15 protein-coding genes and 1 pseudogene are annotated in these 21,392 nt (G+C 74.8%); 12 read left to right on the top strand and 4 right to left on the bottom strand.

The annotated features are described in order from the left end of the window. The first annotated feature begins 115 nt into the window (after positions 1-115). Together ACFWMZ_RS05100 and ACFWMZ_RS05095 are read left to right on the top strand one after the other, a co-directional pair. Entirely contained in the window at positions 116-3,895 is a 3,780-nt protein-coding gene (locus ACFWMZ_RS05100; protein ID WP_383199585.1) for a glycosyltransferase, read from the top strand. Then, positions 3,892-5,451: a DUF5719 family protein gene (locus ACFWMZ_RS05095; protein ID WP_383199583.1), complete on the top strand. Its 1,560-nt coding sequence runs from the start codon at positions 3,892-3,894 to the stop codon at positions 5,449-5,451. Before ACFWMZ_RS05100 ends, ACFWMZ_RS05095 begins: the two co-directional genes overlap by 4 nt. Positions 5,452-5,514: 63 nt before the next feature. Here ACFWMZ_RS05095 and ACFWMZ_RS05090 read toward each other — a convergent pair whose 3' ends face one another. Next, the gene (locus ACFWMZ_RS05090; RefSeq protein WP_383182056.1) at positions 5,515-5,898 is read right to left on the bottom strand and encodes a metallopeptidase family protein; all 384 of its coding nucleotides are present in this window, start codon (positions 5,896-5,898) and stop codon (positions 5,515-5,517) included. Between the two features lie 430 nt (positions 5,899-6,328). On the opposite strand from ACFWMZ_RS05090, the gene ACFWMZ_RS05085 reads away from it, so the two are divergent. Continuing rightward, positions 6,329-6,724 (top strand): DUF3499 domain-containing protein, encoded by a 396-nt coding sequence (locus ACFWMZ_RS05085; RefSeq protein WP_383182001.1) that lies wholly within the window; start codon positions 6,329-6,331, stop codon positions 6,722-6,724. A 276-nt stretch (positions 6,725-7,000) separates the two neighbouring features. Then, positions 7,001-8,617 (top strand): L-lactate permease, encoded by a 1,617-nt coding sequence (locus ACFWMZ_RS05080; RefSeq protein WP_383199581.1) that lies wholly within the window; start codon positions 7,001-7,003, stop codon positions 8,615-8,617. A 971-nt stretch (positions 8,618-9,588) separates the two neighbouring features. Here ACFWMZ_RS05080 and ACFWMZ_RS05075 read toward each other — a convergent pair. Then, positions 9,589-10,416 carry a GNAT family N-acetyltransferase gene (locus ACFWMZ_RS05075; protein WP_383199579.1) on the bottom strand — a complete coding sequence of 276 codons (828 nt, stop codon included), beginning with the start codon at positions 10,414-10,416 and terminating at the stop codon, positions 9,589-9,591. A 211-nt stretch (positions 10,417-10,627) separates the two neighbouring features. Between ACFWMZ_RS05075 and ACFWMZ_RS05070 the strand changes: the two genes are divergently transcribed. Continuing rightward, entirely contained in the window at positions 10,628-12,010 is a 1,383-nt protein-coding gene (locus ACFWMZ_RS05070; protein WP_383181995.1) for a phosphomannomutase/phosphoglucomutase, read from the top strand. 10 nt (positions 12,011-12,020) lie between these two features. Here ACFWMZ_RS05070 and ACFWMZ_RS05065 read toward each other — a convergent pair whose 3' ends face one another. Beyond that, positions 12,021-12,353, bottom strand: coding sequence for an alpha/beta fold hydrolase (locus ACFWMZ_RS05065; RefSeq protein WP_383199577.1), 333 nt, complete (start codon positions 12,351-12,353; stop codon positions 12,021-12,023). 301 nt (positions 12,354-12,654) lie between these two features. Between ACFWMZ_RS05065 and ACFWMZ_RS05060 the strand changes: the two genes are divergently transcribed. From ACFWMZ_RS05060 to ACFWMZ_RS05035, 6 genes are all read left to right on the top strand, one after another. Beyond that, positions 12,655-12,837: a Trm112 family protein gene (locus tag ACFWMZ_RS05060; RefSeq protein WP_383181993.1), complete on the top strand. Its 183-nt coding sequence runs from the start codon at positions 12,655-12,657 to the stop codon at positions 12,835-12,837. Between the two features lie 213 nt (positions 12,838-13,050). Beyond that, the gene (locus tag ACFWMZ_RS05055; protein WP_383199575.1) at positions 13,051-14,208 is read left to right on the top strand and encodes an SIS domain-containing protein; all 1,158 of its coding nucleotides are present in this window, start codon (positions 13,051-13,053) and stop codon (positions 14,206-14,208) included. A gap of 122 nt (positions 14,209-14,330) precedes the next feature. Next, positions 14,331-15,494: a mannose-6-phosphate isomerase, class I gene (gene manA / locus ACFWMZ_RS05050; protein ID WP_383199573.1), complete on the top strand. Its 1,164-nt coding sequence runs from the start codon at positions 14,331-14,333 to the stop codon at positions 15,492-15,494. Positions 15,495-15,614: 120 nt separating this feature from the next. Further along, a complete protein-coding gene (locus ACFWMZ_RS05045; protein ID WP_383181987.1) occupies positions 15,615-16,586 on the top strand; it encodes a cation diffusion facilitator family transporter in 972 nt (323 codons plus the stop codon). Between the two features lie 236 nt (positions 16,587-16,822). Then, the gene (gene ahcY / locus ACFWMZ_RS05040) at positions 16,823-18,277 is read left to right on the top strand and encodes an adenosylhomocysteinase (RefSeq protein ID WP_383181985.1); all 1,455 of its coding nucleotides are present in this window, start codon (positions 16,823-16,825) and stop codon (positions 18,275-18,277) included. Between the two features lie 108 nt (positions 18,278-18,385). Continuing rightward, positions 18,386-19,054: a hypothetical protein gene (locus ACFWMZ_RS05035; protein WP_383181983.1), complete on the top strand. Its 669-nt coding sequence runs from the start codon at positions 18,386-18,388 to the stop codon at positions 19,052-19,054. Positions 19,055-19,069: 15 nt separating this feature from the next. Here the strand turns inward: ACFWMZ_RS05035 and ACFWMZ_RS05030 are convergent, their stop codons facing one another. Then, positions 19,070-19,993, bottom strand: a complete 924-nt coding sequence (locus ACFWMZ_RS05030) for an RDD family protein (protein WP_383199572.1) — start codon at positions 19,991-19,993, stop codon at positions 19,070-19,072. Positions 19,994-20,090: 97 nt separating this feature from the next. Between ACFWMZ_RS05030 and ACFWMZ_RS05025 the strand changes: the two are divergent. Then, positions 20,091-20,948: pseudogene (locus tag ACFWMZ_RS05025) on the top strand (stage II sporulation protein M); the annotation flags it as partial. Positions 20,949-21,392: the final 444 nt, after the last annotated feature.

Here is a 21,392-nt window from a genome sequence, read left to right as displayed (position 1 = left end):
GTCGCCGCCAGGCGACATCCCGGCGCCCCCGGTGCCGTTAGTGTGGGGCCCCGTCCGAGACTCCCGCCCGCCCGCGGGCGTCACCGCAGTCCATCGAACCGGGGCCCGTACCTCGATGTCCGTGCACAGCCACTCGGCGGCCCACTACCCGGCCGCCTCCGCAGGGTCGATGTCGGACCCGGCCGCCGCCATGACGGCCACCCCGACCAGCCTCCCGGGCCTCGACCCCACCAGCGCACCCGCCTACGCGCGCCATGTCGTCACCGCCGTGCTGGTCACGCACGACGGCGCCCGCTGGCTGCCCGACGCCCTCGCCGGACTCCTCGGCCAGGACCGGCCGGTGCAGGACGCCGTCGCAGCCGACACCGGCAGCGCCGACGACTCCGCCCGTCTGGTCACCGACGCCCTCGGCGACGAGCGGGTCCTGCACCTCGCCCGGCGCACCGGGTTCGGCACCGCCGTCGATGAGGCGGTCCGCGCCGCGGGCATCCTCACCCCCGACGACCTGCCCTACCTGAAGCGGCCCAGCGGCTGGGACCCCGTCACCCGCCAGTGGCGCGACGAGGCCTACGACCTGCCGGAGCTGCCGTACGGCGAGCCCGAGCAGTGGCTGTGGCTCCTGCACGACGACTGCGCCCCCGAACCGGACGCCCTCGCCGAACTGCTGCGCGCCGTCGAGGCCGAGCGCGAGGCGGGCGGCGACGTCGCCGTCGTCGGCCCCAAGCTGCGCGGCTGGTACGACCGTCGCCAGCTCCTCGAAGTGGGCGTCACCATCGCGCACAGCGGCCGCCGTTGGACCGGCCTGGACCGCCGCGAGCAGGACCAGGGCCAGCACGACCACGTCCGGCCCGTCCTCTCCGTCTCCACCGCCGGCATGCTGATCCGCCGCGACGTCTACGAGGAGCTCGGCGGTTTCGACCGCGCCCTGCCCCTGATGCGCGACGACGTCGACCTGTGCTGGCGCGCCCAGGCCGCGGGCCACCGCGTCCTCGTCGCCCCCGAGGCGGTCCTCCGGCACGCCGAGGCCGCCTCCCGCGAACGCCGCACCGTCGACTGCGCCGGCCGCTCCACCACCAGCCCGCACCGGGTCGACAAGGCCGGTGCCGTCCACACCCTGCTGGTCAACAGCCGTACCGCCGTGCTGCCCTGGGTCCTGCTGCGGCTCGTCGTCGGTACCGTCGCGCGCACCCTCGCCTACCTCGTCGGCAAGGTCCCCGGCCAGGCCGTGGACGAGATCTCCGGCCTCCTCGGCACCCTGCTGCGCCCCGGCCGCCTCCTCGGCGCCCGCCGCAGACGCGGCAAGGACACCGTCGAACCGGCCGAGCTGCGCCCGCTGTTCCCGCCGCCCGGCGCCACCGTCCGGGCCACCGTCGAACAGGTCGCGGGCAACCTCACCGGCGGCTCCGACCCCGAGGCCGCGGGCGCCGGGCGCCACGGCGGCGCCGTCGAGTCGGGCCCCGGCGGCGACGACGCCGACTTCCTGGAGGTCGAGCAGTTCGCCCGCCTCAAGCGGCTCGCCCGCAGGCCGGGCCCGGTCCTCTTCGCCGTCCTCCTGCTGGCCGCGCTGGTCGCCTGCCGCGCCCTGCTCGGCGGCGGCGCCCTCGCCGGAGGCGCCCTGCTGCCCGTACCGGACCAGCTCGGCGACCTCTGGGGCCGCTACGCCGACGGCTGGCACGCCGTCGGCACGGGCACCACCGAGCCCGCACCGCCGTACCTGGCGCTGCTCGCCACCCTCGCCGCGCTGCTCCTCGGCTCCACCCACACCGCCGTGACCGTGGTCCTGGTCGCCTCGGTCCCGCTCGCGGGCTGCGCCGCCTACCTCGCCTCCGGCTCCCTGGTCCCCTCCCGGCTGCTGCGCGCCTGGGGCGCCGTCGCGTACGCCTTCCTGCCCGCCGTCACCGGCGCGCTGGCGGGCGGCCACCTCGGGACCGCCGTCCTCGCCGTGCTGCTGCCGCTCATGGCCCGCGCCGGCCTCTCCGCCGCCGGGCTCCTCGGCCACCCCGGTACCTGGCGCGCCACCTGGGCGTACACCCTGCTGCTGACGCTGGCCACCGCCTTCGCGCCGCTGGTGTGGCCGCTGGCGCTGGTCCTCGGTGTCGGCGTGCTCGCGCTGCGCCGGGCCGCCCTGCGCACCTACGCGCCGCGCTTCGTCGCCCAGTTCGCCACCCCGCTGCTGGTGCTGGCGCCCTGGTCGCTGACGCTGCTGCCGTTCGGCTTCTTCAGCACGGCCGGGCTCGACACCGGCAGCGGCGACGCCGGCCCCCTCGACCTGCTCGGCGCCTCGCCGGGCGGCCCGGGCACCCTCGGCGGCGTCGTGCTGCTCGGCGTGGTCGCCGCCGCTCTCGCCGCCCTGCTCCGCCAGGAGCGGCGCCGGGCCATCCTCACCGCCTGGGCGATCGCCCTGACCGCCCTGCTCTTCGCGGTCCTGGCCAACGGCTCCGGCTGGGCGGGACCGGCCACCCTCGTCCAGGGCGCCGCCCTGCTCGGCGCGGCCCTGGTCGGTGCCGACGGTGCCCGGCACCGGGTCGCCGAGCAGAGCTTCGGCTGGCGCCAGCCGCTGGCCGCGCTCATCGCGCTGGCCTGCGCGCTCGGCCCGGCCGCCGCCGCGCTCACCTGGATGGCGGCCGGGGCCGAGGGGCCGCTGGAGCGCCGCGACCCGGTGCAGGTCCCGGCGTTCGTCGCCGAGGAGAGCCGCACCCAGGACCAGGCCCGCACCCTCGTGCTGGCCGGGGACTCCGCGGCCGAGGTCAGCTACGCCCTGGTGCGCGGCTCCGGGGGCCGGCTCGGCGACGCGGAACTGGCCGCCTCCGCGGGCACCGACGACCGGCTCTCCACCGTCGTCGCCCGCCTCGTCGCCGGGTCCGGCGCCGACCAGGCCGACCAGCTCGGCGGCTTCGCCGTCCGCTACGTCCTGGTCCGCGACGGCTCCCCGCGTGAGATGAGCCGCGTCCTGGACTCCACGCCCGGCCTCACCCGCCTCAGCCAGCAGGACGGCAGCGCCCTGTGGCGCGTCGACCGGCAGGTCTCGCGCGCCGCCGTGGTGGCGAAGGACGGCTCCGGCGAACCGCTGCCGGTCGCCGCGGGCCCGGTCGAACTCCACACCGAGATCCCCGCCGGACCGGCCGGCCGTGTCCTGCGCATCGCCGACACCGCCGACCCGGGGTGGACCGCGACTCTCGACGGCGAACCGCTGGAGCGGGTCACCGTGGACGACTGGGCGCAGGGCTTCACCCTGCCCGAGGGGGGCGGCCGCCTCGACGTCACCTTCGAGGCGCCGTTCACCCACACGGTGTGGATCTGGGCGCAGGGCTTCCTCGGCCTCGTCCTGATCGTCCTCGCCCTGCCGGGCCGCCGCCGCACCGTCGACGACGACCTCCCCGACGAGCCCGCGCCCGTCCCCGTCCAGCCCGTCCCGGGTGAGGGCCGCCGCGCCCGCCGCCTGCGCGCCCAGGCCGAGGCGGAGGCCGAAGCCACCGCCCCGGACGCCGAGCCCGGCCTGCCGGAGCAGCGCGAGGCCCCCGACGCCGACGAACCGGCCTACACGGCCCCCGCCCCCGAGCCCTACGAGCCCGCCGGCCCCCAGCAGGGCGGCTACGACCCGTACGGCTACCAGACCCCCGGCTACGACCAGGCCGCCCAGGGCTACCCGCCCCAGCCCGGCTACGACCCGAACACCTACGGGGCCCCCTACGACCCGTACCAGCAGGGCCAGGGCCAACAGGGTGGCTTGGAGCAGGGGCGGCAGCCCTACCCCCGGTACGAGCAGCAGCCGGAGCAGGGGTACGACGGCCAGGGTTACGGCACGGGCTACGACCCGGCGGCGCCGGAGTACGGGCAGTACCAGCAGCCGCCCCACGGCCACGGCCGTGAGCGTCCCGACGGGAGCCAGCAGTGAAGCGCACCACCCTGTCCCTGATCGCGGCCGGCGCCGCGCTCGCCGCGATCACCTCGGTGGCCGCCGTCGCCGCCCCCGAGGACGGGCCCGCCCCCGTCGGCAAGGCGGCTCAGCAGCCCGTGGAGCGTTCCTCGCTGCTCTGCCCGGCGCCCAGCAGCTCGGAGCTGGCGGAGACGACCTACACCGCGTACACGCCGAGGACGGAGGTCGCCTCCGACTCCGGCACGGCCGCCCTGGCCCCGGCCACCCGCGGCCTCGCCGACGAGGACGGTGAGAGCGGCAAGGGCGACAAGGGCGGTAAGGACGACGAGAAGGGCAAGGGCGCGGGGGAGAAGGGCGAGAAGGAGGCCAAGCCCTTCCTCGCCGTGGAGAAGCAGGGCACCCCGGTCACCGCCGAGGAGAACGGCTCCGGCGCGCCCGCGCTGATCGGGCTCGCCGAGGGCAGCCTCGCGCCGGGGTGGAGCGCCCAGCAGACCACCGTCTTCACCGCGGGCGCCGGACGCGGCCTGCACGGCCTCGGCTGCGCGGCACCGGACACCGACTTCTGGTTCCCCGGCGCCTCCACCGCCGAGGGCCGCAGCGACTACCTCCACCTGACCAACCCGGACGACTCGGCCGCCGTCGTCGACATCGAGCTGTACGGCAAGGACGGCGCTCTCGACTCCGAGGTCGGCGAGGGCATCCAGGTGCCGCCCGGCTCCAGCGTCCCCGTGCTGCTCTCCACCCTCACCGGCAAGCCGCAGACCAACCTGACCGTGCACGTCACCGCGCGCAGCGGCCGGGTCGCCGCCGCCGTGCAGGCGCTGGACGACAAGGTCGGCGGCGACTGGATCGCGCCCTCGGCCGAACCCTCGGACTCCGTGGTGCTGCCCGGCATCCCCAAGGACGCCACCGCGGTCCGCCTGATCGCCTTCGCGCCGGGCTCCGCCGACGCCGACCTGAAGGTCTCCGTCGCCGGACCCCACAACGCCCTCAGCCCGGCCGGCCACGAGACCCTGCACCTGAAGTCGGGCATGACCACCGCCGTCGACCTCGGCGACGTCACCCGCGGCGAGCCCGGCTCGCTGGTGCTCACGCCGACCGGCGACTCCGGGAGGACCCCGGTGGTGGCCGCGGTACGGGTGATCCGCGGCAAGGGCGCCGACCAGGAGAGCGCCTTCATCCCGGCCGCCCGCCCGGTCGGGGACCGCGCCACCGTCACCGGCAACGGCGCCAAGGGCACCCACCTGGCGCTGACCGCGTCCGGCAAGGCCGCCAAGGTCCGGGTGACCGCGTCCGCGGGCACCGGGGGCGGCACGGCCGCCACCAAGACGTACTCCGTCCCCGCGGGCCGCACCCAGGCCGTGGACATCCCCGCCCCGGACTCGCTGAAGGGCACCTACGCCCTGACCGTCGAGACCGTCTCCGGCGGCCCCGTCCACGCCTCCCGCACCCTCACGCTGAGCGGCGCGGCAGCCGGCGGCGTCCCGATGTTCACCGTCCAGAACCTCGCCGACGACCGCGGCACGGTCACCGTCCCGGCCGCCCGGCCGCAGATGCGGGTCCTGCTGGACTGACCAGCGCGAAGGCGCCCGCCCGCCCCGCCCCGGAAGACCGGTGGCCGGGGCGGGCGGCGCCGCTCACTCCCCCTCGTCGTACCGGGGGTCGACCGCCTCCGGGGCCAGGCCCAGCAACTCCGCGACCTGCTCCACCACGATCTCGTGCACCAGCAGCGCCCGCTCGTCGCGGCCCCTGGCGCGGATCTCCACCGGCCGCCGGTAGACCACTACCTGCGCGGCCCGGCCCTTCCGGGCCCCCACGGCGGCGCCCAGCGGCACCGCCTCGTCCAGCCAGTCGTCACCGAGCCCCTGCGGCATCGGCACCTCCTGGACGACGAAGTCGATGTCGGCGATCTGCGGCACGTGCCGCTCCAGCCGCTCCACCGAGTCCCGCACGAAGTCGTCGAAGACCTGCGCCCTGCTCGCCGAGAGCGGCACCTGCGGCGGCGCCACCGGCCCGCGCATGCCCCGCCCGTGCCGGTCGCGGTGGCGCGGGCGGGGGCCGCCGGGGGGCGGGCAGTGCGGCACGGCGGGCGAGCCGGTGGCGTCGCGGCGCCCGGCGGTGCCCGGCGCGTCCGCGGGGTCCGGCGAACCCGGAGATACGTCGTCCATCACCGTCGCAGCGTAGTCCGCCCCCCGCGGTCGGCACCCGGAGTGCCCGGACGATCACTCCCCCCGGCGTCGGCCGGTTTCGGCCAATCCGGGGCGCGAACCTGTCGGAAAGCGCTCTCCGGCACCCGTGCCCCCACTCCGGCCGACCCGCCGCGCCGGCCACCTCGCACCGCATCACCCCACCTCAGAAGGGTCCCGCCGAACCCCTGCCAGGACCGACACGGCGGGGCCGGCGGGGGAGAGTCGTCGCGGCCCGTTCAAGAGTGCGGTACCGTCCAACATCGTGAGCCCTGTACGTCGCTGTTCGCGCACCGCGTGCGGTCGCCCTGCCGTCGCAACACTGACGTACGTCTACGCCGATTCGACCGCAGTCCTCGGTCCGCTCGCCACCTACGCCGAACCGCACTGCTACGACCTGTGCGCCGAGCACTCCGAGCGCCTCACCGCGCCCCGAGGCTGGGAAGTCGTGCGTCTCGCCGACTCCGCGGGCCCCGCCCGCCCCAGCGGCGACGACCTCGAAGCGCTCGCCGACGCCGTCCGCGAGGCAGCCCGCCCGCAGGACCGCCCGGCCGCCCCCGGCCACCGCACCCCGGACCCCGCGCCGCGCCCCGCCCCGGACCAGCAGCTCCCGGCCACCCGCCGCGGCCACCTGCGCGTGCTCCGCTCGCCGGACTCCTGACACCGGCTCACCACCCGGGGCACCGCCCCGGCTCCGGCTCCCGCAGCCCCTCCCGAAGGACGCCCCCGGCGCCCGGTCACCGCGACCGGGCGCCGATTTCGTTCAACCCATTGACGAACTCTCCCGGCGCCCACAACCATGCCCAACCACCGAGATCACCTTCCGCCCACCGGAAAACAACCCCCACACCGGCACGCACCCCCACAAGCCCCAACGCACCACCCGGCACGTACGAACGGCAACCGCGCTCCACCCGACCCCCGCCAGGAGGCACGCGTGTTCGTCCAACCCCTGGAGCCCGTAGCGGACTCCCTGCCGCTCTCCGCGCTGGTCGCGGCCCTCCCCCTGATGACCGTGCTGGTCCTGCTCGGCGCCGTCCGGATGAAGGCCCACCTCGCCGGCGCCCTCGGCCTCGCCGTCGCCGCCCTGGTCGCCTGGCTCGTCTACGGGATGCCGCTAGGCCAGACCCTCTCCAGCGCCGCCCAGGGCGCCCTGTTCGGCCTCTTCCCGATCATGTGGATCGTCGTCAACGCCCTCTGGGTCTACCGCATGACCGTGCGCACCCAGCACTTCGACATCCTCCGCCGCTCCTTCGGCCGCCTCTCCGACGACCCCCGCATCCAGGCGCTGGTCATCGCCTTCTGCTTCGGCGCCCTGCTGGAGGCGCTGGCCGGGTTCGGCGCGCCCGTCGCCATCAGCGCCGTGATGCTGGTCGCCCTCGGCTTCGACCCCGTCCGGGCCGCCGTCGTCGCCCTGGTCGCCAACACCGCCCCCGTCGCCTTCGGCGCGATGGGCACCCCGGTGGTGACGCTGGCGCAGGTGACCGGACTGCCGCTGGACTCCGTCGCCTCCGTGGTGGGCCGTCAGACTCCGCTGCTCGCCCTCGTGGTGCCGCTGGTCCTGGTCTGGCTGGTCGACGGCAGGCGCGGGCTGCGCGAGACCTGGCTGCCCGCCCTGGTCTGCGGCGTGGCCTTCGCCGCGGCCCAGTTCCTCGCCTCCAACTACTTCTCCGCCCAGCTCGCCGACATCGCCGCCGCCCTCGCCGGGGCCGCCGCCCTGATGCTGGTGCCGAGCGCCCGCAGGCCCGCCGACGAGGCCGTCCGCACCTCCGTCCTCAAGGGGGTCCGCAGCGACGACCTCGACCACGACGACCCGCGCCCCGAGGTCTACCGCGCCTACGCCCCGTACGCGCTGATCGTCGCCGTCTTCTCCCTCGCCCAGATCCCGCCCGTCAAGGAGCTGCTGGCCATGGCGACGCAGACCTTCGACTGGCCGTTCCTCGCCGTGGCCGACGCGGACGGCGAGGCGGTCGGCGCCAACGTCTTCTCGCTGCCGCTGATCGCCACCGGCGGCACCCTCGTCCTGATCGCCGGCGTCCTCACCGCCCTGGTCCTCGGCGTCCGCGCCAGGGAGGCGCTGCGCGAATGGGGCTCCACCGTCCACGAACTGCGCTTCGCCATCCTCACCGTGGTCAGCGTCCTCGCTTTGGCCTACGTCATGAACCTCTCCGGCCAGGCCGCCACCATCGGCTACACCGTCGCCGCCGCCGGCGCCGGCCTCGCCTTCCTCTCCCCGGTCCTCGGCTGGTTCGGCGTCGCCGTCACCGGCTCCGACACCTCCGCCAACGCCCTCTTCGGCGCCCTCCAGGTCACCGCCGCCCGCGAATCCGGCCTCTCCGCCGAACTCCTCGCCGCCGCCAACAGCTCCGGCGGCGTCCTCGGCAAGATGATCTCCCCCCAGAACCTCACCATCGCCTGCGCCGCCGTCGGCCTCGCAGGGAAGGAGGGAGACCTCCTCCGCAAGGTCCTCCCGTGGAGCCTGGGCCTGCTCCTGGTCATGTGCCTGATCGTGGTGGCACAGAGCACGGCTGTCCTGGGATGGATGCTGCCCTAGCGGGCGGCGGTCGGAGCTGGGCTGTCCGGCCGGGGGAGTGGTTACGAGGCTGGGCTCGCCGGTGCCTCGGACACGCCGCTCCTCCGGTGGGCGGGGCGGTGTGACGGGGGTGGTGCGCTCGCTCAGGGGTTGCGGGCCGGGGCCGTCCATGGCGAAGATGTGGCGGGCCGCTGTGGTACGAGCCCGGGCCCGTGTCGAGGCCGGTGGCGGCGTGGCAGGCGGACTGCCGTCTGTCGGGGGCCCCGGCGTGCTCCTGGCGGGCGGTGGGGCGGGGCCGCTTTTCCCATGTGCGGGGCGGCCCGGACGGGCGCCCGGGGTCGTTCGCCGGGGCGCCTCTGAGGACGGGCTCACGGGCCCGAGCCTGGTGGGTCTCCGCAGTCCTCGCTCCCGGGCCTGGGGAGCGGGGGTCGTGCACGGCGAAGAGTCGGCGGGCTGCTGTTCTACGCGGCCGGGTCCGCGTCGGGTTCGGCGGTGGGCGGAGTGCCGTCTGTGGGGGGCCTCGGCGTGTTCGTGCCGAGCGGTGGGCGGGGCCCGCTCTCCCCGCGTACGGCTCGGCCTGGACGGGCGCTCGGGGTCGTTCGCCGGGGCGCCTCTGAGGACGGGCTCACGGGCCCGAGCCTGGTGGGTCTCCGCAGTCCTCGCTCCCGAGCCTGGAGAGCCGGGGCCATGCACGGCGAAGAGTCGGCGTGCCGCCGTCGTACGAACTCGGGTCAGCGCCGGGTCCCGTGGCGGCGTGGCAGGCGGACGGCCGTCTGCCGCGAGACCTCGGCTTACTCGTGCCGAGCGGTGGGCGGGGAGCCGTTGCCCCCGGAGCACGGTTCGGCCCGGCCGGGCGCCCGGGCGCTGTTCACTGCGGTGCGTCCGAGAACCGGCTCACCGGCCTGAGCCGGGCGGCGCTTCAGCAGCCCCCGCTCCACGTCTTCCACCGGTACGGGCGTCGTCTGCACCGTCGCGCCGTGGCATCCCTGGCCCTACCCGCCCCGACTCCCCGCCTCCCCGACTCTCGGCGGCCGGTCATCCCTGCCGGAGGTGGGCCCTTCGATCAGCCGGCCCAGGCGGCCCAGCCGGGCCTGCTGGGCCAGCAGCTCTCGCCCTCCCCGCCTCCACCGGTACGGGCACCTCCAGCACTGCCACCCGTAGCACTTCTCGCTCCACCGCCCCCGTCCGCCGACCCCGGCGACCGGTGGCGGCGCCGCACGCCGTCTGCCGTCCGCCGGAGGGCCCGGGCACGCGCCTGCCGGAGTCAGGGCGGGCCTACCTACCAGCCGCGGTCGGCCCCGCCGCGCACCCAGCCTGTCGCGAAGCCCGCCACCCCCGCCCCAGCCCGGCAAGCGCCCCCGCTCACCCGCAGGCGGCAGCCCCGCCTCCCGCCGGTACCGCACCTCCCGCACCGCCGCCCCGTCGTACTCCTCGCTCCGGGCGCCCCCGTCCGCCCGGTACCCGGACGCCTCGTAGAAGCCCCGGGCGCGGGGGTTGGCCTCGATCACCCAGAGCACCAGCGCGCCCCAGCCGCGCGCCGCCGCCTCGCCGTGGACGGCGTCGAGCAGGGCGTGGCCGATGCCCCGGCCGAGCAGCTCGGGCCGTACGTAGAGCGCGTACAGCTCGCCCTCGTCCCGCCCGCCGGCGCCGCCCGCCCCGGCCTCGCGCGGGCCGCAGCAGGCCCAGCCGACGACCTCGCCCGCCGCGTCGACCGCGACCAGGTTCCGCAACCCGGCCGCGCGCCCCGCCGCGAACCGGCGTACGCGCAACTCGGCGTCGCGCTCCGCGCTCATCGCCGCCAGGTACGAGCGGGGGATCACGCCGGCGTACGCCGCCCGCCACCCCGCTGTCCGCGCCGCCGACACGGCCGCCGCGTGGCCACCACCATCTCCCTGACCCGCGTCATCCCGGCGCCCTACGTCCGGGCGGCGCCCGCCGGCCCGGCCCTGTCCGCCCGCCCGGCGGGGACGGCGACGGCTCCGGGTAGCTTGGGCGGTCCGAAACCAGCCCCACCGGCAAGAAGGGCCAGCCGTGACCGCGGACCTCTCACAGATCGTCAAGGCGTACGACGTGCGCGGAGTCGTGCCCGACCAGTGGGACGAGCACATCTCCGCCCTCTTCGGCGCCGCCTTCGCCCAGGTCACCGCCGCCCCGTCCGGCAGCCGCGCCCTCGTCGTCGGCCACGACATGCGGCCCTCCTCGCCGGGCCTCTCGCACGCCTTCGCCCGCGGCGCCGCCGAGCAGGGCCTCGACGTGGTCGAGATCGGCCTCTGCTCCACCGACCAGCTCTACTACGCCTCCGGCGCCCTCGACCTGCCCGGCGCGATGTTCACCGCCTCGCACAACCCGGCCCAGTACAACGGCATCAAGCTCTGCCGCGCCGGAGCCGCCCCCGTCGGCCAGGACACCGGCCTCGCCGAGATCCGCGCCCTGGTCGAGGGCTGGCTGGACGACCCCGCCTCGGCCCCCGCGCCCGCCGCCGCCCCCGGCACCCTCAGCCGCCGCGACACCCTCGCCGACTACGCCGCGTACCTGCGCTCGCTGGTCGACGTGACCGGTGTCCGCCCGCTCAAGGTCGTCGTCGACGCGGGCAACGGCATGGGCGGCCACACCGTCCCCACCGTCCTCGGCGGGCTGCCGCTGGAGGTGGTCCCGCTCTACTTCGAGCTCGACGGCACCTTCCCGAACCACGAGGCCAACCCCCTCGACCCGAAGAACCTGGTCGACCTCCAGGCCCGCGTCCGCGAGGAGGGCGCCGATCTCGGCCTCGCCTTCGACGGCGACGCCGACCGCTGCTTCGTCGTGGACGAGCGCGGCGAACCCGTCTCCCCGTCCGCCGTCACCGCCCTGGTCGCCGCCCGCGAACTGGCCCGCAACGGCGGCCACGGCACCGTCATCCACAACCTCATCACCTCGTGGTCGGTCCCCGAGGTGGTCCGCGAGCACGGCGGCACCCCCGTCCGCACCCGCGTCGGCCACTCCTTCATCAAGGGCGAGATGGCCGCCACCGGCGCCCTCTTCGGCGGCGAGCACTCGGCCCACTACTACTTCCGCGACTTCTGGAACGCCGACACCGGCATGCTCGCCGCCCTCCACGTCCTCGCCGCCCTCGGCGGCCAGCCCGACCCCTTCTCGGCCCTCGTGGCCGCGTACGACCGCTACCCGGCCTCCGGAGAGATCAACTCCACCGTCACCGACCAGCAGGCCACCACCGCCCAGGTCCGCGCCGCCTACGCCGACCGCCCCGGCGCCACCGTCGACACCCTCGACGGCCTGACCGTCACCACCCCCGACTGGTGGTTCAACCTCCGCGCCTCCAACACCGAACCCCTCCTCCGCCTCAACGTCGAGGCGAAGGACCGCGAGACCCTGGACCAGCTGACGGCGGACGTCCTGCGGATCGTCCGGGGCTGACCGGCCTCGCTCACGACGGCGCCGCCCCCTCCCCGAGGCCGGCGAGCACCTCCCGTACGAGCCCGACGACGAGCTCCGGCCGCCCGACGAACGGTGAGTGGCCGACCGGCCACTCCCGTACCTCCGTACAGCGCGCCGCCATCCGCCGCTGCGTCTCGGGGTCGATGGCCCGGTCCCGCGCGCAGACCACGTACGTCGACGGGGTCGTCCGCCACCCCTGCCGCTCCGGCACCCCGCGCCCGCACCCTCGCGTACGCGCTCCGAACACCCCCGCTGCGCACGCTCTCCCCCCGCGTCCGGGCCTCTTCGATAAGAGGCAGGCGATCGTAGCCGCAACACCCACCCCAACAGCCCGGCCGGCGTTTGAGGCCAATCGGTGACTGGCAGGGTGGAGAGGTGCAGCGGCCAAAGTCAGCCCGGCCGGCGGTTGAGGCCATCGGTGACCGTGAGGTCGAGACGTACAGCGGCCAAAGTCAGCCCGGCCGGCGCTTGAGGCCAATCAGCGACCGTCACGGTCGAACCGGACACCGCCCAAACACAGCCCGGCCGACACCTGAGGCCAAGCACCGACAAGCCCCCCACCGGTAGGCTGCTCCCGCGGGCCGCAGGCCCATACGCACCCCGAATCCCCGAAGGGAACCCCCATGGCGCTCGAATCCGGCCTCCTGGAAATCCTCGCCTGCCCGGCCTGCCACGCCCCGCTCGAAGAGTCCAAGGGCGACTCCGGCCCGGAACTGCTCTGCACCGGCGACGACTGCGGCCTGGCCTACCCGATCCGCGACGGCATCCCCGTCCTCCTGGTGGACGAGGCCCGCCGCCCCGCCTGACCCGCCCGAACCAGGCGTACCGCCCGCCCCGGGCGTACCCCGGGCACGCGGAACGCGGACCGAACCCCAGCGCCCCGCACGCGGCGCAGCCCAACCCCGGCCGGGCCCGGCCGCCGTAGAGGTAGGCCGCCCACCCCGGGGGCAGACGCAGGAGCACCCGTACGGGCCCGCCGCCCCGAGGCGTGCCCGGCCAGCCAACCGGAGGCCCCTCCCATGTTCGACGAGACTCTGCTCGACGACCCCGAGGCGCTCACCCGCGCCGACCCGCGCGGCCTCCTGCGCGACGCGGCCGGCGCGGGCGCCCGGGTCCGTACGGCGGCCCGCCTGGCCGCCGAGGCGGGCATCACCGAGCTACGCCCCGACGGCCGCCCCCGTACCGTGCTGATCGCCGGCCCCGGCACCGCCGCCACCGCGGTCGCCGACCTCCTCGGCACGCTCGCCGGGGGCGCCTGCCCCGTGGTCCCGCTCGCCCCGACCGGCGTCGCGGCCGCCGCGGGCGCCCTGCGCTGGGCCCTGCCCGGCTGGGCGGGCCCCGTCGACCTGCTCCTGATCGCCACCCCCGACGGCGGCGAACCCGGCCTCGGCCTCCTCGCCGAACAGGCCTACCGGCGCGGCTGCACCGTCGTCGCCGTCGCCCCCACGCACACCCCGGTCGCCGAAGCCGTCCAGGGTGCGCACGGCCTGGCCGTCCCCATGGCCACCGCGCCCGGCGAGGTTCCGGAGGAGGAGCCGGTCGAGGCGTACGCCAACGGCACGACCGCCGCCCCCGGCGCCTTCTGGGCCCTGCTCACCCCGCTGCTGCTCCTGATGGACCGCACGGGCCTGGTCGCGGCCCCCGTCGACGCCGTCCACGACCTCGCCGACCGCCTCGACACCACCGCGGAACGCTGCGGCCCCGCCATCGCCGCCTACTCCAACCCGGCCAAGACCCTCGCCGCGGAACTGGCCGAATCCCTCCCCCTCGTCTGGACCGAAGGCCCCGGCGCCGGACCTATCGGCCGCCGCTTCACCGCGCTCCTCGCCGAACTCGCCGGCCACCCCGCCCTCACCGCCGCCCTCCCCGAGGCCCTCCCCGCCCACGGCGCCCTCCTCGTCACCGGCATCGCCGACACCACCGACCCCGACGACTTCTTCCGGGACCGCGTCGACGAGCCCGAGCCGCTGCGCGCCCGCGTGGTGCTGCTCCGCGACCGGCCGCCGGGCGGCCTCACCGCCGCCCCCGCCGCCCGCGAACTCGCCCTCGGCCACTCCGCCCCGCTCAGCGAACTCGAACCGGGCGAGGGCAGCGACCTCGCCGCCGCCGCGGAGCTGATCGCCACCACCGATTTCGCCGCCGTTTACCTCGCGCTCGCCACCACCCCCCGATCATGACGGGGCACCACCCGCGCCGCTGACCGGCCGCCCCGACGCACCCCACCCGCAGGCCGCGCCCGAGGCCCCGGCCGACGGCGGCGGACCCGCCCCTTTCCGCCCGACGCCTGTGGAGCCACACCATGGACCGCCTCCAGAACACCGTCCGCCCCTACGCCTGGGGCTCCGTCACCGCCATCCCGCACCTCACCGGCACCGAGCCCACCGGTGAACCGCAGGCCGAACTCTGGATGGGCGCGCACCCCGGCGCCCCCTCCCTCGTCGACCGCGGCGCGGGCCCGCGCTCCCTCGCCGATCTCATCGCGGCCGACCCGGACCGCGAACTCGGCCCCGCCACCACCGCCCGGTACGGCCCGCGCCTCCCCTTCCTCCTGAAACTCCTCGCCGCCGACGCCCCGCTCTCCCTCCAGGTCCACCCCGACAGTGACCAGGCCCGGACCGGCTACGCCGACGAGGAGCGCCGCGGCGTCCCCCGCACCGCCGCCGAGCGGAACTACAAGGACCCGCACCACAAGCCCGAACTGGTCTGCGCCCTGACCCCCTTCGAAGGGCTCTGCGGCTTCCGCGACCCCGCCGACGCCGCCGACACCCTCGCGGCCCTGGGAGTCGACTCCCTGAAGCCTTACGTCGACCTGCTCCACGCCCGCCCCGAACAAGGCGCCCTGCGCGAGATGCTCACCGCCGTCCTCACCGCCGACCGCGACGAGATGGCCGCCACCGTCACCGAGGCCGCCGCGGCCTGCGCCCGCCTCGGCGGCGCCCACGCCACCTACGCCGACCTTGCCCGCCACTACCCCGGCGACCCCGGCGTCCTCGCCGCCATGCTCCTCAACCAGGTCAGCCTCCAGCCCGGCGAGGCCCTCTACCTCGGCGCGGGCGTCCCCCACGCCTACCTGCGCGGACTCGGCGTGGAGATCATGGCCGCCTCCGACAACGTCCTGCGCTGCGGCCTCACCCCCAAGCACATCGACGTACCCGAACTCCTGCGGATCGTCCGCTTCGACCCCGCCACCCCCGCCGTCCTGCGCCCCGAGGCGTCCCCCGACGGCGAGGAGGTCTACGACACTCCCGTCCACGACTTCCGCCTCTCCCGGCTCGTCCTCGCACCCGGCGGCCCCGGCCGCGACTTGTCCCTGCCCACCCCGCAGATCCTCCTGAGCACCGACGGCGCGCCCACCGCCGGAGACCTGCCGCTCGCCCCCGGCCAGTCCGTCTTCGTCCCCGCGGGCGAGCCGGTCGAACTGCGTGGGCCGGGGACTGTGTTCCGCGCCACCGCCCTTACCTGATCCCCCCGCGGCCCCCTCCGGCTGCTGTAACAATGTCCCGCCGCGGCCCGGCCCTGTCCGGCCGCGGCACCCGGACCGCCGCTGCGGCCCGGGAGGACCAAGGGATTGGGACCCAGAACCATGAGCGCGTCAGGCGGCACCAAAGCGATCGTCGCGGCACTCTCCGCCAACCTCGCCATCGCGGTGGCAAAATTCGTGGCCTTCCTCTTCAGCGGGTCGTCCTCGATGCTGGCCGAGAGCGTCCACTCGCTGGCCGACTCCGGCAACCAGGGGCTGCTGCTCGTCGGCGGCAAGCGCGCCAAACGCCAGGCCACCCCCGAGCACCCCTTCGGTTACGGCCGCGAGCGGTACATCTACGCCTTCCTCGTCTCCATCGTCCTCTTCTCCGTCGGCGGCATGTTCGCCATCTACGAGGGCTACGAGAAGATCAAGCACCCCCACGAGATCGAGCACTGGTACTGGCCCGTAGGCGTCCTCGTCTTCGCGATCATCGCCGAGGCCTTCTCCTTCCGTACCGCCATCAAGGAGTCCAACCCGCTCCGCGGCAAGCAGAGCTGGGGCCAGTTCATCCGGCGGGCCAAGGCCCCCGAGCTCCCCGTCGTCCTCCTCGAGGACCTCGGCGCCCTGGTCGGCCTGATCCTCGCCCTCGGCGGCGTCGGACTCGCCCTCGCCACCGGCAATGGCGTCTGGGACGGCATCGGCACCCTCTGCATCGGTGTCCTCCTCATCGTCATCGCGATCGTCCTGGCCGCCGAGACCAAGTCGCTCCTGCTCGGCGAGTCCGCGGGGCTCGAAGAGGTCCGCAAGATCGAGGCCGCCCTGGTCGACGGCGACACCGTGACCCGCGTCATCCACATGCGCACCCTCCACCTCGGCCCCGAGGAACTCCTCGTCGCCGCCAAGCTCGCCGTCCAGCACGACGACACCGCCGCCGAGGTCGCCGCCGCCATCAACGCCGCCGAGGCCCGCATCCGCGAGGCCGTCCCCATCGCCCGCGCCATCTACCTCGAACCCGACATCTACGACGAGGCGGCCGCCGCGAGCGGGACCAACCCCGGTATGACCCCCGCCCCGGATTCCGCACCGCACTGACCTGCACGATCGCCGCGGACCCCGGTGCGGGCTGGGGTCCGCACGGGCGATCGGTGTAGATTCGGTCCTTGAGACAGACGTCGCTGCTGATGGCGGTCGGGCGGCCCCCACCGGGTCGGCCGAGGGAGAGAGGGCCTCCGACGGACTGCGAGTGCGGGTGGCCGGACACCGGTGTGTCCGCCCGTCCGCCCTGTCAGCCGTACCCACCCTCGACCCGATACGAGGAGCAGCCCACCATGGCAAGCGCCCAGCAGCACGACTTCAAGGTCGCCGACCTCTCCCTCGCGGAGTTCGGCCGCAAGGAGATCACCCTCGCCGAGCACGAGATGCCCGGCCTGATGTCGATCCGCGAGGAGTACGCCGAGGCGCAGCCGCTGGCCGGCGCCCGCGTCACCGGCTCGCTGCACATGACGGTCCAGACCGCCGTCCTCATCGAGACCCTCACCGCCCTCGGCGCGGAGGTCCGCTGGGCCTCCTGCAACATCTTCTCCACCCAGGACCACGCCGCCGCCGCCATCGCGGTCGGCCCCAACGGCACCCCGGACAACCCGCAGGGCGTCCCGGTCTTCGCCTGGAAGGGCGAGACGCTGGAGGAGTACTGGTGGTGCACCGAGCAGGCCCTGACCTGGCCGAACACGCCCACCGGCGGCCCCAACATGATCCTGGACGACGGCGGTGACGCCACCCTCCTCGTCCACAACGGCGTCCAGTACGAGAAGGACGGCAAGGTCCCCGACCCGGCGACCGCCGAGTCCGACGAGCACCGCGTCATCCTGCAGCTGCTGACCCGCACCCTCGGTGAGTCCCCGCAGAAGTGGACCCAGCTCGCCTCGGAGATCCGCGGTGTCACCGAGGAGACCACCACCGGCGTCCACCGCCTCTACGAGATGCAGCGCGACGGCGTGCTCCTCTTCCCGGCGATCAACGTCAACGACGCCGTCACCAAGTCGAAGTTCGACAACAAGTACGGCTGCCGCCACTCCCTCATCGACGGCATCAACCGCGCCACCGACGTCCTCATCGGCGGCAAGACCGCCGTCGTCTGCGGCTACGGCGACGTCGGCAAGGGCTGCGCCGAGTCCCTGCGCGGCCAGGGCGCCCGCGTCATCGTCACCGAGATCGACCCGATCTGCGCCCTCCAGGCGGCGATGGACGGCTACCAGGTCGCCACCCTCGACGACGTGATCGGCCAGGCCGACATCTTCGTCACCACCACCGGCAACAAGGACATCATCATGGCCGCCGACATGGCCAAGATGAAGCACCAGGCCATCGTGGGGAACATCGGCCACTTCGACAACGAGATCGACATGGCGGGCCTCGCCGCGATCCCCGGCATCGTCAAGGACGAGGTCAAGCCGCAGGTTCACACCTGGACCTTCCCCGACGGCAAGGTGATCATCGTGCTCTCCGAGGGCCGCCTGCTCAACCTCGGCAACGCCACCGGCCACCCGTCCTTCGTGATGTCCAACAGCTTCGCGGACCAGACGCTGGCCCAGATCGAGCTCTTCACCAAGCCCGACCAGTACCCCACCGACGTCTACGTGCTGCCCAAGCACCTGGACGAGAAGGTCGCCCGTCTCCACCTCGACGCCCTCGGCGTCAAGCTGACGACGCTGCGCCCGGAGCAGGCCTCCTACATCGGCGTCTCCGTCGACGGCCCGTTCAAGCCGGACCACTACCGGTACTGAGCCCGCAGGCCGGCGCCGGAACAGCCGGCCCGACAGCCTCACCGCAGGCCCCCGCCACCACGGCGGGGGCCTGTCCTCACACCGGCTACCCACGAGGTTCCGCAGCCCATGCCCAAAGGCCGCTACTCCTTGCACGATCCGCACGACCACACCCCCCTCGCCGAAGAACACTTCCACTGCGCGCCAGGCCCGCACGGCTGGCGCTACGTCGCCCAACTCACCACTCACGCACCGGCGTCCGACACCCACGCGCACGGCACCGCACCCGACACCTCCGACGGCCCCGACCACCTCGGCTCCATCGACCTCACCCTGGACGACCTCGGCCGCCCGCTCCGCCTGGAACTCCACTCAGGCGGCTGGCAGGTCCGCGGCGGCGCCCTGGAAGGCGTCACCTGGGTGCGCACCGACCCCACCGGGCACGAAGCCGCCGAAGGCACCGTCGCCGCCCACGCCTTCACCGGGAATTCCCCGGCCTTCCTCGTCGCCACCGCCCGCCTGCTGCGCCTGACCACCACGTCACCCCCGACCCGCGTCCGCCTCGTCTCCTTCACCGGCCAGGCCCTCGCTCCCCGCACGCTCGACCAGCAGTGGGCCTTGCGAACGAGCGAAACACACGCCACTGACAACGGCCCGCTCACCGTGGACGAGTACCTCATCGGCGACGTGGACACCGGGGAACAGCACACCCTCCACCTCGCGGGCGACGTGGTCCTGAGCTTCCCCGGCATCGAACTGGAGGACCTGGAGACACCCCCGAGCCGCTTCCCCGACTGACCACCGCGGCCACCCCTACACGGACGGTACGAAACCCGTCGCGCCGTCGGAACCCGAACGGAACCACCCGGCCCCGCCCCTTCGCGGCGAGGCGGGCCCGTTCCGCTCGCTCCGCTCCTCCCGTACGGCCTCACCGATCCCGTAGGCCCGGACACCCGCGACCTCGGCCCCGGCCTCCGGCGACGCCTGAGGCGTGGCCGACGCCTTACGGCGCTCCCGCTCACGGCGCTCGTACGCCACCGCCGCCAGATAGCTGCCGGCGGGCACCCCGGCCGGCGCCGGCACCCCGGTACGGGTCGCGAGGTCGTCGGCGAGCCGTCCCGCCATCGCCGCGCCAACCTGCGGATCCAGCTGCCAGGCCCGGCCCAGGTACTGGCGTACCGCGAGCCACAGCGGCTCGGGAACCGACGACAGGTCCAGCCCGTGCACCCGCTCGGCGAGCCACGGCTCCGGCGCCGTCGGCTCCGGCGCCCGCCCCACCGGGATCCGCTCGCGCACCACCAGCGCCCCCGCGAACACGCCCCCGATCCGCCGACCGCGCTCCGACACGAGCGAGGCCACGCAGGCCAGCACGCCCACCGTCAGCAGGATCGCGACCATGGCCATGGCACCCCGCACCAGCGCGTGCCGGAACCGGTCCGGGCCTCCGTCGTCTCGCACCACGCGCAGCCCGCACGCCCACTTGCCCAGCGACCGGCCGTGGCTGAGGGTCTCCACGGCGATCGGCCCGCCGACCGGCACCAGCAGGAAGACCGCGACCGCGACCGCCGCCACCGCCGCCTCGTCCAGCGACGCCGTGGCGGCCAGCACCGTCACCATGACCAGCAGACAGACCAGCCAGGTCACGACCAGGTCGATCAGGACCGCCGCGCCCCGGCTCAGCAACTTCGCGGGCCGCAGCTCCAGCGCGACCGCCTCGCCCGTCACCGGACCGCTCACCGCTCCGCCTCTCCTCCCGCCGCCCTCCGTCCCGCCAGTCTGCCAAGCTGACGGGCACCCCCGCCCCGGCCCGCGCACACCAGGAGGGACGCCCCGGATGGACCTCGACGTCTTCGTCGCCGCCCACGAGGCGGAATGGCGACGCCTGGACACTCTCCTTGGGCCGTCGCCGCCTCACCGGCGCCGAGGCCGACGAACTGGTCTCCCTCTACCAGCGCGCCACCACCCACCTCTCCCTGATCAGCTCGGCCGCCCCCGACCCCCAGCTCACCGGCCGTCTGACCCGCCTGGTGGCGCGCGCCCGCAGCAAGGTGACCGCGACCCGCCGCAGCGGCCGACGCGACATCACCGGCTTCCTCACGCGCGACTTCCCCGCGGCCCTGTACCGGACCCGCACCTGGTGAGCGCCGCCCGCCGTAGCCCCCCTGCTGGTCGCCACCCTCGTCGCCTGGTGGGTCGCCACCCACCCCGAGGTGCGGTCCGCCATCGCCGCCCCCGCCGAACTCCGCGAACTCACCCGGCCCGGCGGCGACTACGAGTCGTACTACTCCAGCCACCCGGCAACCTCGTTCGCCGCCCAGGTCTGGACGAACAACGCCCAGGCCGCCGCCCTCTGCCTGGTCCTCGGCGCCTTCCTCTGCCTGCCGGTGATCGCGATCCTGCTCCTGGACATGGCCAACTCGGTATCGGCACCGGCCTGATGGCCTCGGCAGGCCGCCTGGACAACTTCCTCGGCCTGCTCGTCCCGCACGGCCTGCTCGAACTGACCGCCTTCTTCGTCGCGGCCGGCACCGGCCTGCGCCTCGGCTGGACCGTCATCGACCCCGGCCCGCGCCGCCGTGGCGACGCGCTCGCCCAGGAGGGTAGAGCCGCCCTCGGCATGGCCCTGGGCCTCGCGCTGGTCCTCATCGTCTCCGGCGCCATCGAAGGCTTCGTCACCCCCTCCGTCCTGCCGGACTGCCCGTGGCCGCCTGATGTGCATCGGCCCGCTGTGAGCTGGTACTGTCCTCGACGCCCCGGAAAAACCGTTGACACGGTCCGACCGGGGAGGTAGATTCGAACAGTTGCCCGGGAGCTGGTACAGTCCTGGAGGCGAAGGTCGAGCATCTTCCTGCTTCTCCACTCCGGATCGCAGATCCGCACAGAGAAGCCTCCGATTCACCAGAACGAACCGCCGGTCAAACCGGCGAAATTCCTCTGATAGAGTCGGGCCCGCCGGAAAGGGAGAAGCGAAGCGGAAACGCCGAGCAGGAACCTGAAAGGCGCCGAGGAAATCGGACACGAAAGAGTCTGATAGAGTCGGAAACACGAAATACCGAAGGGAAGCGCCCGGAGGAAAGCCCGAGAGGGTGAGTACAAAGGAAGCGTCCGTTCCTTGAGAACTCAACAGCGTGCTAAA

This window comes from Streptomyces sp. NPDC058373, assembly GCF_042723275.1.
Classification (GTDB): domain Bacteria; phylum Actinomycetota; class Actinomycetes; order Streptomycetales; family Streptomycetaceae; genus Streptomyces.
This window is presented reverse-complemented; position numbering and strand designations above follow the sequence as displayed.